Consider the following 15,664-nt stretch of genomic DNA (forward strand, 5'->3'; position numbering starts at 1 on the left):
GCGGCGGGCCGGCCGCTATGATACCGGCTTGCGCGACGCGCGCCGCAATGGCACGCGGCCAGCGCATGCCCGGCACGCAATCATCAGGATCACTACGCGATCCATGCAGGGCATGTGTTCATCGCAGCCCCTTGCGTCGCGCGGAATCTCGCAGGCAATCGAGCAGCATCGCCGCGGCCGGCGTCAGCGGGCTGTCGCGGCGCGTAACGACCTGCACCGATACGGCCGGCAAGCGCTCGCGAATCGGCAGCACCGCGAGCTGATCGCGCGCCCACTCGCCTTGCAGCAATTGCTCGGGCATCGATGCGATCAGGTCGCAACCGGTCATCAGGCTGTGCGCAAGACCGAAGCTCGGGCATTCGACGACACGCGCGGGCACCGGCAGCCCGTACGCGACGAACGAGTTGAACAGCACCTGCGTGGAGCTTTCCGGCGACGGATTCATCAACCAGTCGGCCTCGACGAGATCGGCGAGCGACGTGGCCGACGCGAGCGGATGCCCTTTGCGCGCGACGATCAGCGAGCGGCTCGCGTAGAGCTCCGCATGATCGAACTCGGCGGCCAGCAGTTCGGGCACGACGACGGCCACCGCGAAATCGAGCGAACCGTCGTGCAGGCGCGGCAGCGCGACGCCCGGAAACCCTTCGACCAGATTGACGCGCGCGACCGGAAAGCGGCGCCGGAATGCGCGGAATGCGTCAGGCAGGATCGTCACCGCCGCCGCGGGCGTGATCGCCGCCGCGACGGAACCCGTCATTGCGCCCTGCGCCTGCTCGATGTCGTCGCGGGCGCGCTGCATTTCGGCGACGATCAGCCGCGCGCGCACCTGCAGTTGCTGGCCGAACGCCGTGAGCTGCACACCGCGCGCGGTACGCACGACGAGCGATACGCCGAGCGCGATTTCCAGCTCCTTGACCGCCTTCGTCAGCGCGGCCGGCGACACGTTCAGGCGCCGCGCGGCCGCGCGAATGCTGCCTTCCTCGGCGGCGGTGACGAACGCTTTCAGCTGATGGTATTTCATGGAGCAATGCGTGATTCGTGGAAACCCTGTGCGCGGCGCGACGCAGTGGCTCAGGGTATTCCCGAGCGGCAACCGACGGTGTGCACCAAAGCAATTTAGCAGCTTCTGGTACCCAAAAGAAATTTATATGCTTGGTCGTCATATGCGCGTCAAACGCTCCACCCGCCCCACAGGAGACACCATGCTGCAAGCCGTGAACCCCGTCATCCCCGGCATCGCCGCGATCGCCCCCGAGCTCGTCGAGGTGCGCCGCCGCATCCACGCCCATCCCGAACTCGCATTCGAAGAGACGCTCACGAGCGACCTCGTCGCCGAGTTGCTCACCGGTTGGGGTTACGACGTGCATCGCGGCATCGGCAAGACGGGCGTGGTCGGCGTGCTGCGCGAAGGGCAAGGCACGCGCACGGTCGGGCTGCGCGCCGACATGGACGCGCTGCCGCTCGCGGAAACCACGGGCCTGCCGTACGCGAGCCGCCACGCGAACAAGATGCACGCATGCGGCCATGACGGACACACCGCGATGCTGCTGTGCGCGGCGCGCCATCTCGCGGCGACGCGTCAGTTCTCCGGCACGCTGCACCTGATCTTCCAGCCGGCCGAGGAAAATTTCGGCGGCGCGAAGGCGATGATGGACGACGGCCTGTTCGACCGTTTCCCGTGCGACGCGATCTTCGCGATCCACAACATGCCGGGCCGCGCGGCCGGCGACATGGCGTTCCGCACCGGCGCCGCGATGGCGTCGGCCGACCGCGTGACGATCACGCTGCGCGGCGTCGGCGGTCACGGCGCGATGCCGCATTTCGCGCGCGATCCGATGTCCGCCGCGGGCAGCATCATGGTCGCGCTGCAGACGATCGTCGCGCGCGAGGTCGACGCGCAGCACGCGGCGGTGATCACGGTCGGCAGCGTACAGGCCGGCGAAACCTTCAACATCATTCCCGAAACCGTCGTGATGAAACTGTCGGTGCGCGCGCTGAACGCCGACGTGCGCGCGCTGCTCGCGCGCCGCATCGAAGCGCTCGCGAAAGGCCAGGCGGAAAGTTTCGGCGTCACCGCGGAAGTCGACTACGACTACGGCTACCCGGTGCTCGTCAATCACGCGGAACCGACCGCGTTCGCAGCCGACGTCGCGCGGCAGATGCTCGGCGCGGAACGCGTCGAAACCGACGCCGCGCCGTTGATGGGCAGCGAGGATTTCGCGTTCATGCTCGAAGCGCGCCCCGGCTGCTACGCGTTCATCGGCAACGGGATCGGCAGCAAGGGCGGCTGCATGGTGCACAACCCCGGCTACGACTTCAACGACGACATCCTCGCGATCGGCGCGAGCTACTGGGTTCGCGTCGCCGAAGCCTGGCTCGCGGCCTGACGGCCCTTCACCACGCAGTTTCGCGCCCAACCCGGGGGAACCCCATGGAAACGTCCGCCCTTCCGTTCGCCGGCACGCCGGTCGATGCCCGCGCCGCCGCGAAGAAGCGCCGGCTGATCGCGGCCGCCGCCGTCGGCAACGCGCTCGAGTTCTACGACTTCACGGTCTACAGCTTCTTCGCGCTCCTGATCGGCAAGCTGTTCTTTCCCGTGCATTCGTCGTTCGGGCAGTTGATGCTCGCGGTCGCGAGCTTCGGGGTCGGCTTCGTCACGCGTCCGCTCGGCGGGCTCGTGATCGGGATGTATGCGGACCGCGCCGGCCGCAAGAAGGCGATGATCCTCACGCTGCTGCTGATGGCGCTCGGCACCGCGACGATCGCGGTCGCACCGACCTTCGCGCAGATCGGCATCGCCGCGCCGCTGCTGCTCGTGCTCGCACGGCTGCTGCAGGGGTTCGCGTCGGGCGGCGAAGTCGGCGCATCGACGACGCTGCTGCTCGAACAGGCGCCGCAGCATCGTCGCGGCTTCTATGCGTCGTTCCAGTTCTCGAGCCAGGGGCTCGCCGCGCTCGCGGGCGCGCTCACCGGCGTGGCGCTGACGTCGACGCTGAGTGCCGCGCAACTCGAAAGCTGGGGCTGGCGCGTGCCGTTCATCATCGGCACGCTGTTCGTGCCGCTCGGCTACTGGCTGCGCCGCACCGTCGAGGAAGTGCCTGCGGCGGTGCCCTCGCCCGCCACCGGGCACGACGAGCCGGTCGCATCGCTGCCGCTCGCCGACGTACTGCGCCATCACGGCAAGGCCGTGTTCGCGGGCCTCGGCGTGACGATCGGCGGCACATCGATCCATTACATCATCGTGTTCTACATGGCGATCTACGGCGTGCAGGTGCTGCACCTGCCGACCTGGCTGTCGATGACGGCCGGCTGCGTCGCCGGGGCGATCCTGATGCTCGTGACGCCGATCGGCGGCCACCTGTCCGACGTGTTCGGGCGCAACCGGATCGTCTGGTGGACGCGCATCGTGCTGATGGCCGCGATCTATCCGGCGTTCGTCGCGCTGAACCGCTGGCCGGGCGCCGCGTCGCTGCTGTCGATCATCGCCGCGCTGTCGATCGTGCATGCGATCAACATCGGTGCGACCGGCGCGATGCTCGGCGAGTTGTTTCCGCGGGCCGTGCGTGCGACCGGCGGTGCGCTCGTGTATAGCGTCGGCGTCGCGATCTTCGGCGGCTTCGCGCAGTTCTTCGTCACGTGGTTGATCGCGGCAACCGGGAATCCGAATGCGCCGGCATGGTATGCGATCGGGTGTGGTGCGATGACGCTGCTTGCGATTCGGTGCATGGACGAGAAGGCCGGGAAGCTGCTGGATTGAGCGGCGGGCGATGCGCGACACGTGAAGCGTGATTGATGTCACGCGCACGCATCGGGCATCATCGATCCATGCACAACGCCACGATCACCCTTTCGACGACCACGCGCACGACCGCCTTCGGCGGGCCCGTGCGGCGAGTGCGCGCAGGATCGTAGCGTCACCGATTCCCACAGGCCCCGCCGGTTCCGGACGGGGTCTCGTCGTTTCTCCGTCTGCATCGGCCACTCAGGAGAAACGCAATGTCCGAAGCCCCTTCCCCGAAACGAGCGCTGCTCGTGATCGACATGCAGATCGGGTTGTTTCATGGCGATGATCGTCCGCATGACGGCGAACGTGTGCTGGCCAACATCAATCGGCTGATTTGCCGCGCGCATGAGAGCGGTGCGCCCGTGTTCGCCGTGCGTCACACCGGCCCGGCCGGCTCGCCGATCGCGCCCGACGCGCCGCTGGCCGCGCTGCTGCCGGAGCTTGCGATCGATACCGCTCGCGACATCGTGTTCGACAAGACGCGGCCGAACTGCTTCGCGGGCACGCGACTCGCCGAGTGGTTGCATGCAGCCGGTATCGGCGAGATCGTGATTGCGGGGATGAAGACGCAGTACTGCGTCGATACGACGTGCCGTGCGGCCGGCGATCTCGGCTTTCGCGCGGTGCTCGTGGCCGATGCGCATACCTGCATGGAGACGCTCGCGCTGCCGGCCGAGCGGATCGTCGCGCATCATAATGCGACGCTGGGCGGGCCGTTTGCGACGCTGACGACGACCGAGGCGTGCGTGTTTTGATGCAGGGCGCCGATCGGACTGCGGTGTGCGGGAGCGCGCGCTGCAATAGGTTCAGCGCCGAACACGCATATCATCGCGTGTCCCGACGAGTCGTGCGACGCATCGTCGCCGCCTAGATCCTCGACGCCTTTCAGCAAGATGCCTCACCGGCCCCGCCGGTTCCGGACGGGGTCTTTCCGCGGCAGCGGCTACCGTCCCGACTTTACCTCGACGAGCCGTCCCTCGAAGTTCACACTGCGAAACATATTCACACAGAGATTAAGGAAACCTCGGCTGACGCAAAAATCCATCGATATCGGTTACTGACTATCAATTGCATGTGAACGTAAGCGGCTTTTTCCCACCGTCGTGCAGTTGCCGTAATCGCATCAGACTCATATTTTGGCGTCGGACTATTGGGCAGCGGGAACTCGCAGAATGAAGATTCGACTACGATGACCGTTGGACAATACGACGCACGTCGTGACCTGCAGAGGCCTGACGACGTTGGATATGCACGACAAGTTGCGCGGCTACTATGAACAGGAACTGACGAAGCTGGAGGATCAGTTCGCAACTTTCTCCAACAAGTATCCACGAATAGCCGCCCGCCTGAACTTTACAGGCGGACAGACGGACGACCCACACGTCCAGCGAATGATGCAGGCGTTCGCGCTGATCGCGGCCGAAATCCGGGCCAGCCTGGACGATGGCGCACCGATGTTCACCGAAGCGCTGCTTCACGTCCTGCACCCGCACTATCTGCGACCGTTCCCGGCATGCTCGATAGCTCGTCTCGATCCGACCAAGGATTTGCCCGACAAACCGGTCGTCTTGCCGCGTGGGATGGAACTCACGTCGCGCGGCGGCGAAGTGCGCTTTCGAACCGCCTATGACGTCACGCTTGCGCCGATCCGCATCGCAAGTGCTCGATTCTCCCGCAGCATCGTCGCACCGGCACACGTGGCCTTGCCGCCGAACACAACCAGCATCATTTCTATCGCCATCGAGTCGGCCGCCGCCCCGCTCGGGGCGGTTTCGCCCGACGTGCTGCGCATCCACCTTACCGGCGCGCGCCAAAGCGTCGTGGCGCTGCTGGATACGGTCCTGCTGCGTGTCCGGAGCACATTTATTGAAGCGGACGACAGCGGACGGTGGATGCCAATTGCGGGGATACCAGTCAAACCAGTCGGGTTCGGCCCGGCCGACATGCTGCTGCCGCCGCCTCAAACCTCACCGCTCATTCAACCGCTGCTCGAACACGTCGGATTTCCAGACAAGTTCGATTTCCTTGACGTTCATTTACACCGATGTCTTCAGCCCGCCCAAATGGACCGTGCGCGGCGCATCACCCTCCATCTCGCAATTGACGGCGTGCACGCCGATTCGCGCATCGCGCAGGCGCTCGCGCCGCTATCGGCGGACAACCTCCGGTTGTTCTGCACGCCAATCGTGAACCTGTTTGCGCAAGCGGGCGTCAAGTCGTCGCGCGGCGAAATCGTCGCGGACTACCCCCTTGTACCGAAGCCGAACCGGCCGGCCATGCGTGGCATCTATTCGATTGATGCGGTTCGCGACCCGTCAGACGGGACCGACATTCCGCCGCTGAACGCGTGGAAAGCGGGAACCGGCGAACGGTTCTGGCTCGCGCGTCACGATCCCTACGCGGCAACCCATCGTCCCGGATGTGAAACGTTGCTCGTACTGTTACGTGCGGACGGGACGGCGGCGGCGAAGATGCCGCTGCAATTGAGCGCTGACCTCACGTGCACAAACCGCGACTGGCCCTCGCGGATGCGGATCGGCTCGCCCAATGGCGACCTCAAAAACGAAAACGATCAAGTGCCTTGCAGGATTACGCTGTTGAAACAGCCGACACCGACCTATAGCGCGTCCCGTGAGGCGGAAGCGCAGTGGCGCGTGATTGCGCTGACGACGGCCAACCTGACGCAGTTGACGCGTGAGGGGTGGCCGGACTTCGTGAAGCTCATGCGCCAGCTTGCGCCGAAAGACCGACGCGCCGAACACGTCGGTGCGATTTCGTTCGTCAAGCGGAGCGTTGTCGAACGATTGCTGGCGATCAAGCCTCATTCAGCCCTTGTGAGAGGCTTCGAAATCGTGATGGCAGCGGACGAGAACGCGTTCATTGAAAACAGCATGGGCGCACTGATCCTTCAGCTCGACCTCTACCTGTCGCGCTACGCGCCCGCCAACAGCTTTACGCAACTCGTCGTGCTGTCGAAGAACGACGGTTCCCTGATCGTGCGGTGCCCGATGCGGCCGGGCATCGCGCCGCTGTTGTAGCGTTACACGAGGCTCGAAATTAGGTGACAACCGCATGTAGCACGATGGCCGTGCCGCGCAATCGGAATGCCGTTGTCCTTCATCGATTCGTCGCCTTCCTCGATGATGTTCGGCGACACGTCGGGATGCTGCGGACACGATACGCGGTCGCCTTTGCGTGCGACGTAGCGGCCATCGAATTTCATCGACGACGAGCCCGTTTCGACGTTGCCGCCGTGATCAGTGGCGTCGCCAATTCTAATCACATTAATCACGTGAATTCTCCCCGCCCACATCACCCATCCAATTAAATTTCCCAAGTCATTTGCATATAGTCAAATCCTCGCACTTGACCCACTTAAGTATGACACCACGCCGCCGCGAAAGATATTTGACAAGATACCAAAGACCGTTTTCGCTATTAAACTCAACAAGCTGAACTTTATCTCCTTTCAGCAAATACATTTTCGTCGCCGAAGAATCGGAATGATCGTCGTACAACCTTGCCTTACTCACGGCTACCGCCGTAGTTACCGGCGCACGTTGCGCATAATTCCGTTGATTGGTAACGATTAATTTTTCGGAAACCCTCCCGTCCACGTACACAGAACGAGAAATCTCATCGCACCCAACACACGCATCACTTATTGCAATTTGATATTTTCCATTTTTTATCTTATAAATATCTTCATATTGTTTCGCATCAAGCCGATACGAACTAATCAAACTATCTCCGTCGATTCTAAAATTACATATATCTCGATCCGAGAATTTCAAGGCAGAAAATCTGCGCGACGCATGGTCATATGAAAAAAATTTCGAGCAGCTATCGCCCCCACCACTCGTGGCAGCAATTTCCCTATTTCCATCCTTATAAATATCAACAACAGCCAAATTCTCGTAACCGTCGTCAATGGCCTTCTTAAGATCGTCGGTCGGCTCTATGTCTTTGCAAACTGAAGAACCGCTACAATCACGGATTTTTCCCGCCTTATCTATTGAGAGCTCATTTGCATAAATTTCAGTAGAAGCAACTGACACGACGCCCACTGCAATCATAAAAGTCAACCCAAATTTAAACGATAAATCTCTTTTAAAAATTCTCACACCAACCCCCACTCTTTCTTAATTCGATCAAAAAGCTCCTGACGCTCAGGCAATCCATTATGCCCGCCATTGACAGCCAGCGTAATTAATCTAACATTATTTTTCTCATGATCTATGAGAATATTTATATCGCCCTTGGCTTCATATTTTTCCGAAAGCGCCCCTTTATGGCGCCAATACCAGCAAGATGCATCGATAGCATTTTCCATATCAGCAGCAATAAGCTCAGGATTTGTCACAAAATCGATCTTCCTGTGATCGGAATATGCGGCATAGTTATTTTTCCACGTTAACTGAATTAGCCCCTTTCCTTTGTACTTAGGTCCATCTCCGACGACAGTATTTCCATTCTTAATAGCGTCTGGATGCACCCCAGGATTATATCCCTCACCGGAGGCAAACTCTATTGTTGTCTCGAACCTAGCCGATTCATGGAAACATTGCGCTAAAAAGTGGGCTTTGTGATAACACCCGACAATGCCATACTCCTTCAATTTAGCATTGAGTAGCGAGACGAATTTATATTTATCATATTTATATATATTCGGGTATTTTTCCGGAAACTCCTGTACAAATGTCCTTGATCCTCCCTTCCCTGTAAACCAGTCTCCCGATTTTTTATACACCTTTTCCAATAGCTCAACCGTAATTGCACAGCATCCTGTGCCCGCAAAATTCCCAATCAACCCAATCGGATGAAGATGCCAAGGCGAAAGGTCTGTGGGGAACCCATCAACACCCTTGATTGACTCCCACCACTGAAGCTTCGCGAGCCGGTCAAGTTCCGTCTTCCACATCTCGGTCTGCTTCTGCATGAGCGGGCTGAGTTCTTCCCACTTGCCTAGACCACCGCCCCATTCGGTTTCATTACGCACCACAAGATGCGAAATCGCTTCGGCCATCCACTGCGTTTCCAGTGCGTGCTTCAGTTCTTGCGCCGTCACCTTCCCGTCGTGGTCCGTATCGATCGCCTGTTCGATCTTCGTGATGAATTCGCCAGCGTTGACCTTCACCGCGTCCACAGCAAATTCGGTGCCTTCCTCGTCCGGCAAATATTGCCCGGTCGTATGGATATGGCGTTTGAACATGTCGGCCGGGCTGACGCTGCCGTTGTCCACCAATGCGAACCCCGGCCATTCCCACGGACTACGAAGTTGTACGTGAGGGTGATCGGTATCGCACACCCAGCCAGTCAGGCCGGAGCCGTCCTTCGAGCCAACCGTGATGTTCCACCAATGATGACCCTTGTCGTCGACCGCGACATTGCCCTCACCGAGCTTGTCGAGTTCAGTACGGCGTAACACGTTCCTGAAGTCCGCGCCCGGTCCGCTTGCCTTGGAAACGTCCAGCGGAAAATTCTGCCATCCCGCTACGTTCGCCGTGCTGATCGTGTTCGCCAGACTGCTTTCGACCCACAGCGGATTGCCAACGTCCGCTAATTTTTGTTGGGCCTTCTGTTTGCCTTTCGCGGGTACATTGGTCACGCTCTTGGGTTGCACCTTGATCCAGCGCGAACCCTTTGCGTCGCCGATCGGCACGAGCTTCAACCCGGATTGGGTCAATTTCTGGTCCGGCGCGGGAATTTCGCTGACCAGTTTGGCCCCCGGCTCGATTTCCAGAAGCGGTTTGTTTTTGTCGTTCAGTTCTTTCACGCGCGCGCGGCTTCGATCGATGAAGTCCTTCAGGTCCGGCCCCGCGAACACTTCGAGATGCAGCATCGGATAGTTCGGCTTCGGCGGTATCGTACTGGCCTTCATAGGCCATTGATACTGGCCGACGTGGGCGATGACTTCGCCCGCCTTGACACGCTGCGGCTCCTTCAGGATCACGACCGTATCCAACGGCTGCGGATCGACAACGGCGTCCAGTTCCCCCTTGAACACATAGCTCCACTGCGCTTGGGGAGAAACCGGCTTGCCCACTTCGGCAGACAGAACCGTGCCCGATTTGATGGACTTGATCTTGATCCAGTCCGGATGGGCGGGATCGCCTTCGCCCGCAATGATTTCGGCTCCTGTCGGCAACACGCCGATAATCTTGCTCTTGCCGTCTGGCAGTTCTCTAATGCGCAACCCCGTCTGGGGAGCCGGTAGATCGACATCTTGATCGCTACTCGCGGGCGGCGGATCATTCTGGAGGGTGTTGTTAATCGGCAGATCGTCGGCCCCATCGGTACGCCTCGCGGGCGGCTGCGCAGGCGCTTTCGGCTTCGGGATAGCTTGCTTGTCCTTCGCCTTGTTGCCCACTCGATAGTAGCGCTCGCCTTCCCAATACGACATCGGCACGGGAAGCGTCGGGTCCGGCTTCGCTTTAGATTGAGCCTGTTCGATCGCCTTCTGATAGGTCTTCCAATCCATCGTGTGCATGTACAGGCTGAAGAACACGAGGGGCTTGTCGGTCGCCGGTTTGCTACTCGGCGCGGGGTTGTCGGCCGGGGCGGGTGTTGGCGTGGCGGTAGTCGATGCTGGCGCGGGAGCCGATGCAGGGGCCGCAGGTTTCGCGGGTTCTTTCGGTGCCGGTTTCGGCGGCACAGGCGGCAATTTCAGTTCATGCCGGACCAGTACAAAGCCGGTCGAGTAGTGCGCCGAAGTGTTGTTTGGATACTTCGTTTCCTCATATTGCGTGTTCAGCCGGTACGCGACGATCTTGCCGTCCGCAATCGCGCGCACGCCGCTGTCCTGCTTCAGCATTTGTGCACTGCCTTTGTCGAAGTGCACGCCCCCATGCCACATGCCACTGATGCCCAACGGGTAAAAGCCGGTCCCGCACTTCGCCAGCGCCTTGAAATACGTCATCGGGTCGGCCGCGTCGCTCCTGTCTGCGGGCGTGAACGGGTAGGCCCAGCTCAGCGGTGTATCGGCCGGCTCGGCCGGTTTGGGGGCCGATTGCGGCGCGGTCGCTGGATGGTGTTTCTTTTTGTGCGTTGTCTTGCTCATGATTCCCGACTCGGATTCGGCTTTCAGAATTTCTTATGTTTGACACTATACTGGCCGCGATTCAACCGGAGAACAGAGTGAAACGCCCGCCGTCGATCGATACCGGCGACGAATGCAACGGGTTTTGCAGCGTACCGCTTGCCGCACCGGCTTTCTCCCAATCCGTGCACTTTTCCACAATCTGGCCCGACGTAGCGTTCTCGATCGTGTTCGCTGTTAGTTTGATATACGAACCGTTCGCGCCGATCCAAATTTCGTCGGCCGACAGGTACATCTTCTTGCCCGCCGTTATCTTCACATCTTGCGAGGCGGCCAAGCTCATCGAATCGTTCTGCGCCTGAAGGTCGATCGGGCCGCTCGCCGCGTAGATCTTGACGCCGAGTTTTTCCGCAAACAGGCTGATTTGTTCCAGCACACTCGCGAGCAATGCTCGTCCGGCGGCAAGGTTGATGTTCTCCCCGGCGACCACATTGGTTTGCTTGTTTGCCGTGATGTGCGCCGATCCTTGCGTCGATGCGGCAATGCCTTCCGGACTGGACAGCAGCATGATCGGTTTGGCGAAACCGTTCGCATTACCCGTGCCGCCACCCGCCGTGCGACCGCCCTTGGTCGTGCCTGCAACCGGGTGCTGCGTGGCGTCGGTGAAGGCTTTCAGCGCGTTGTGGCCGTCTTGCTGGCTTTGCGCCCGATTCGTCTGGCTCGCCTTCGATGTTGTTTCCAGCGTCGCCTCGGCGCGGGTCAGTTGCTCGGATGCCGCCGTCGCGCTCATCGGTTGCGCGGCGACAGGTTGCGTCGACACATAGAGCCCTTGTTCGGCCCGCACCGCACCGTACCCCAACGACTTGAGATCGAAACCCTGCCCGATGAACGCGCCGCGCGTATTGCCCGAATGCTGGATCAGGTAGCCCAGGTGCAAATGAGAGCTATAACTCGTCGAGTACAAATGCACCCGGTTCTGCCCACTGGCGTCGTCCATCATGAGTTGGTTATAGCCTTCGCCGCCGTATTCGCGCGAAAGCAAACCCGAGGTCAGCCCGTGCGTGTGCCATTCCGGCATGCTTTCGCCGCCGTGCATTCTCGACAGAATCACGGGGCGATCGCAATCACCGTTGATGAAGCCGATCAAAACTTCGTCGTTCTTGCGCAGCGGAAACATGCCGCCGCGCTTGTGGCCCGCGTCGGGCATCGCCGCGCGTATCCATGCCGATACGTTTTGGTCGCCGTCATTGAGTCGATTGGACGTCAGCCGGACCTTCGCTCGCAGCATCGCATCCGTATAAATTTCTTCGTCCTCCGGCCCGCCGATGATGCCCGTCTGAAGCTGCATGATCGGTTTCTTGTGTTCGAATGGGCTACGAAACGCGACGCGGCGCCGTTGCGCTTCGATTTCGACGTGGAAAAATCCTACGCCGCCGTCGTCATGGCGCACGGACGAACCCGCACCGCTCGCGCGCGCTTGCTCGACGTCAGCACGTAGGCTCCTGCGAAAACGCATCAGGTTCTCGAGTCCCGGCACGTTATTCTGGATGAGCCAGCTTACCGAGAGGATCGCCATTTCACGATCCTGGTCCGACTGCGCATCATGCACCGGGTGCCCGGTCAGCACCCCATAGCGACCAGGCCATGCGCAACGCAATGCGCCCACACCGTAGAAGCGTTGCGCCCGTGAGCGCCATTCTTCTGTGACAACGTTTGCCTGAGCCTCGCCCATGTCGCGATCCGACCACGTATGCGACCCCGTGTATTCATACTGCTCGCCCAGCCCCGGCACATCGTCAAGATCGAACGCGGGCATCGTGACGTGCTTCGAAAGGTCCGGACGCTTGTAGTCGAATGTGCCCGTATCGAGTTCGGCCGACTGAATTTCTTGCGAGTCGATCCACTCACTCAGGCCGTCGAATTCCTCGTCTTGTACCGAGCGGCTAAACAAAATGGTCTTTTGCTTCAACTCGGGAACCGAGAAAAGATCGTCCATAATGACGACCTTGTGAGACTTGCCGTCCTGCGCGATATCGAAACGCGGAAAAAGATCGAGTTCTTCAAAGGTACGGTGGACGTAATTCCAGTCGGATTCCCATTGCATCCGCTGAGAATACGAGCGCAACGATTGACGCAGTTGCCAAGTAAAGTTACCGGTCGCCTGCGGATACTTTCCCAGCACATCGGACACGGTTTGTTGCGCGGGTGTCTCGATCCAGTCGCGTCGGTCACTGCCGAGGCGCAGCAGCGCGAGGAATGAATTGAAGCGGAGTTGATAGTACGTATTGGCTCCGTCCCCGCCCAAGCGGCTGAACGCCGTCACATAACCGTGAATCGGCATTTCGCTGCCATCCGTTTGCCGGATCCACAGCGTCACGGATTGCCGGATCAGCGCCTTCGCCGGAATCGTTTCGAGCCGCGTCGACGTTGCGTCGATCGTGAATTCGAAGTCTCGTCCAAGACATGCGCGCCCCCGGACATAAAGCGGGACCAACCAGTCTTCGCCAAGCGGCGTATCGAGGCGGACAATTCGTCCGTGTTGCACGTATTGCGTGCGCAGTGCCTTGTTCAGGAAATCGGAAACCATCAGGCTACCCCGTACCGTGTAGTAACAGAAACGGCCGCCGGGCAGCGCCGAGCGACCGATTGGTATCTCATTGAAATAGGGAAAGGCCCAAAATTTTCCGGCCACTGTTGGGGCTTTCGGCATGGAAAGGATTCAAGCCGCACACCGGATCGAGCCGGAATTCATCATATTAAATCCAACTCGGATGCAACTTACGCCATGCTTTCGAGCACAACGATATCGGCAGGCAGCACAGGCACGCCGCCCGTGGGGTCACTGCATTCGGCAACGGTAACGACAGCGCCCGCCGTAGCTGGAGCCAGCTAGATAGCGATAAATCGAATAACCGTCGTTTACCTTGGAGCTTTCAGTCTATAAACGTCAAAAAATGTGAAGCCATCGAGCGCGGACTCCCCGCAATGCAATGCTCGTGCAAGCCATGCGGCTGCTAAGCGCTGTAAACGCAAAAGGCTCGGGTTCGATCACCCGAGCCTTTTTCACCTACGCAAACCGCCCACGCTCAGAACGTATGCATCATCCCCACATACGCGCCCGTCTGCGACTCGCCGGTCATCGGGCTCGTCCCCGACGTCGCGTCGCGCGGCGTCGCGAGCAGCGAGAAGTTCGAATTCCCGCCGTTGCGCACATACGCAACCGTCCCATACAGGAACGTCCGTTTCGACAGGTTGTACGTGGTACCGAGCACGTACATCATCGCGTGCCCCGACGGATCGTGCGACGCATCGCCGCCGCCATCGCCCACCTTCACGTAATACCCGCCCCCCGTCACCGCCCACTGCGGCGTCGCCGAGTAGGTCGCGCCGAGCCAGTAGTGATCGGCACGATCGGCAACACCAGCCGGACTATCCGGCGCCTGGTAGTGCGTATACGCCCCCTGGATCTTGAACTTCGACACCTTCACGTTCGCGCCGACGAAGTACTCGCGCGACGCCGTGAAGACGTTGCTGAACTTGCCGTTGTTGTCGCGCAGCTCGTCGTAGATGCCACGCACATCAAGCACCGGCGAGTGATACGAGATCATGATCCCGTCCGAGCGGCCGAAATCGTCGGGCGCGCCGTAGTTGAAGCCGCGCGACTGGTTGCCGAACGCGTATTGCGCCTGCACGTCGAAGCCGCCGATCACCGGGCTGTGATATTCGATGTTGTTGCTGGTCTGCTGCCAGTTGCGGCCACGCACGAGCGACGCCGACGAAAACGCCTGCTGGACGAACGGATCGAATTCCCACACGCCGTCGCTGTCGATGAACAGGTTGCGGCCGGCCTGCAGCTGGCCCCACGTGTTGCTCTTCAACCCGACGTATGCGCGCCGTGACCACATGCGCCCGCCGCCCGTCTGGCCGTTCATCACCTGGAACGCGGTTTCCAGGTTGAACACCGTCGACAGCCCGCCGCCGAGATCCTCGACGCCCTTCAGCCCGAACATGCTGGTGCCCCAGTCGCCGCTTTCCGCGCTCCAGCGCGTCCCGCTGCCACCGTTCGGCTTCGCGATGTGGTTCAGGTATTCGACGCCGCCGTCGATCCGGCCGTACAGCGTGACGCTCGTCTGTGCAAACGCCGCCGCCGGCGTGGCGGCCGCAATCAGCCATGCGAAGTATTTGAGTCGCAAAATGATGCCCCTCGAAGTCTCGACCGTCCGACGCGCGCCCCATGCACGCGCCTCGGGTCCGCTTATCCGCGATCGATCGAAAAACGTCCGGGGCCAGCCGCGCAGAGCGCGAGCAAGCCGCCCGAGATCGCGATGTTCTTGTAGAAATGAATCATGTTGTTGATCTGCTCGCCGCCCGTCATCGTCCAGTAGTGGTGGCCGATGATGCCGGTGCCGATCGTATACAGCGCAAGCAGCAGCGCGAGCGCGCGCGTCTGGAAACCGACGAGGATCGCGATCCCGACGAACAGCTCCATCACGACGGAAATCGCCGCCGAGATGATCGGCGCCGGCGCGCCCTCGCTCCCCATGAACGCGATCGTACCGGAGAAGTCGATAATCTTCTTCCAGCCGAACATCACGAACAGGATCACGAGCAGAATGCGGGACAGCAGCAGCAGCACATCGCGCTGGGACGCGAGAAACGGTTGATTCGGTGTCATGGTGTGATCAACGAAAACGATGCGCGCAACTGCACGCACCGGATTGCCTGTGAACCGGGGCGAGCGGCCAACCGCGCCGCCCGCCCCGCTCTGCAACAACCGGCATCGGGGCCCGCCCGATGTGCTGTGCTCCTCCTCTTTTCTGTTGTCGCCCTGCTTCGTCGCG

At 60.6% G+C, this 15,664-nt stretch carries 11 protein-coding genes; 4 read left to right on the top strand and 7 right to left on the bottom strand.

From position 1 onward, the window contains the following. Positions 1–118: 118 nt before the first annotated feature. Complete coding sequence (locus SY91_RS21225; RefSeq protein ID WP_011547569.1) at positions 119–1,021, bottom strand: LysR substrate-binding domain-containing protein; 903 nt, start codon at positions 1,019–1,021, stop codon at positions 119–121. Between the two features lie 181 nt (positions 1,022–1,202). On the opposite strand from SY91_RS21225, the gene SY91_RS21230 reads away from it, so the two are divergent. The 4 genes from SY91_RS21230 (at position 1,203) to tssF (ending at position 6,822) form a co-directional block, all read left to right on the top strand. Continuing rightward, positions 1,203–2,387 (top strand): M20 aminoacylase family protein, encoded by a 1,185-nt coding sequence (locus tag SY91_RS21230; RefSeq protein WP_043887635.1) that lies wholly within the window; start codon positions 1,203–1,205, stop codon positions 2,385–2,387. 44 nt (positions 2,388–2,431) lie between these two features. Next, complete coding sequence (locus SY91_RS21235) at positions 2,432–3,757, top strand: MFS transporter (protein WP_023476489.1); 1,326 nt, start codon at positions 2,432–2,434, stop codon at positions 3,755–3,757. A gap of 239 nt (positions 3,758–3,996) precedes the next feature. Further along, positions 3,997–4,539, top strand: coding sequence for a cysteine hydrolase family protein (locus SY91_RS21240; RefSeq protein WP_023476488.1), 543 nt, complete (start codon positions 3,997–3,999; stop codon positions 4,537–4,539). A gap of 441 nt (positions 4,540–4,980) precedes the next feature. Further along, positions 4,981–6,822 (top strand): type VI secretion system baseplate subunit TssF, encoded by a 1,842-nt coding sequence (gene tssF, locus SY91_RS21245; protein ID WP_023476487.1) that lies wholly within the window; start codon positions 4,981–4,983, stop codon positions 6,820–6,822. Positions 6,823–6,824: 2 nt separating this feature from the next. Here the strand turns inward: tssF and SY91_RS21250 are convergent, their stop codons facing one another. The 6 genes from SY91_RS21250 to SY91_RS21275 form a co-directional block, all read right to left on the bottom strand. Next, positions 6,825–7,076: a PAAR domain-containing protein gene (locus SY91_RS21250; RefSeq protein ID WP_023476486.1), complete on the bottom strand. Its 252-nt coding sequence runs from the start codon at positions 7,074–7,076 to the stop codon at positions 6,825–6,827. 46 nt (positions 7,077–7,122) lie between these two features. After that, complete coding sequence (locus SY91_RS21255; protein WP_185921352.1) at positions 7,123–7,908, bottom strand: hypothetical protein; 786 nt, start codon at positions 7,906–7,908, stop codon at positions 7,123–7,125. Further along, positions 7,905–10,844 (bottom strand): glycoside hydrolase family 19 protein, encoded by a 2,940-nt coding sequence (locus SY91_RS21260; RefSeq protein WP_023476485.1) that lies wholly within the window; start codon positions 10,842–10,844, stop codon positions 7,905–7,907. The genes SY91_RS21255 and SY91_RS21260 overlap by 4 nt, the downstream gene beginning before the upstream one ends. 61 nt (positions 10,845–10,905) lie before the next feature. Continuing rightward, a complete protein-coding gene (locus SY91_RS21265; protein ID WP_043887634.1) occupies positions 10,906–13,410 on the bottom strand; it encodes a type VI secretion system Vgr family protein in 2,505 nt (834 codons plus the stop codon). Between the two features lie 499 nt (positions 13,411–13,909). After that, complete coding sequence (locus SY91_RS21270) at positions 13,910–15,016, bottom strand: porin (protein ID WP_011694745.1); 1,107 nt, start codon at positions 15,014–15,016, stop codon at positions 13,910–13,912. 62 nt (positions 15,017–15,078) lie between these two features. Further along, a complete protein-coding gene (locus SY91_RS21275) occupies positions 15,079–15,498 on the bottom strand; it encodes a DoxX family protein (RefSeq protein ID WP_011547564.1) in 420 nt (139 codons plus the stop codon). Positions 15,499–15,664 lie beyond the last annotated feature (166 nt).

Source organism: Burkholderia cenocepacia, from assembly GCF_014211915.1.
Lineage (GTDB): Bacteria > Pseudomonadota > Gammaproteobacteria > Burkholderiales > Burkholderiaceae > Burkholderia > Burkholderia orbicola.

What these genes read in the sequence shown, in the direction of transcription:
- SY91_RS21235 (WP_023476489.1), top strand. Translation starts at nt 2,432, where the DNA reads ATGGAAACGTCCGCCCTTCCGTTCGCCGGCACGCCGGTCGATGCCCGC.
- SY91_RS21265 (WP_043887634.1), bottom strand. Translation starts at nt 13,410, where the DNA reads ATGGTTTCCGATTTCCTGAACAAGGCACTGCGCACGCAATACGTGCAA.
- SY91_RS21225 (WP_011547569.1), bottom strand. Translation starts at nt 1,021, where the DNA reads ATGAAATACCATCAGCTGAAAGCGTTCGTCACCGCCGCCGAGGAAGGC.
- SY91_RS21275 (WP_011547564.1), bottom strand. Translation starts at nt 15,498, where the DNA reads ATGACACCGAATCAACCGTTTCTCGCGTCCCAGCGCGATGTGCTGCTG.
- SY91_RS21230 (WP_043887635.1), top strand. Translation starts at nt 1,203, where the DNA reads ATGCTGCAAGCCGTGAACCCCGTCATCCCCGGCATCGCCGCGATCGCC.
- SY91_RS21240 (WP_023476488.1), top strand. Translation starts at nt 3,997, where the DNA reads ATGTCCGAAGCCCCTTCCCCGAAACGAGCGCTGCTCGTGATCGACATG.
- SY91_RS21260 (WP_023476485.1), bottom strand. Translation starts at nt 10,844, where the DNA reads ATGAGCAAGACAACGCACAAAAAGAAACACCATCCAGCGACCGCGCCG.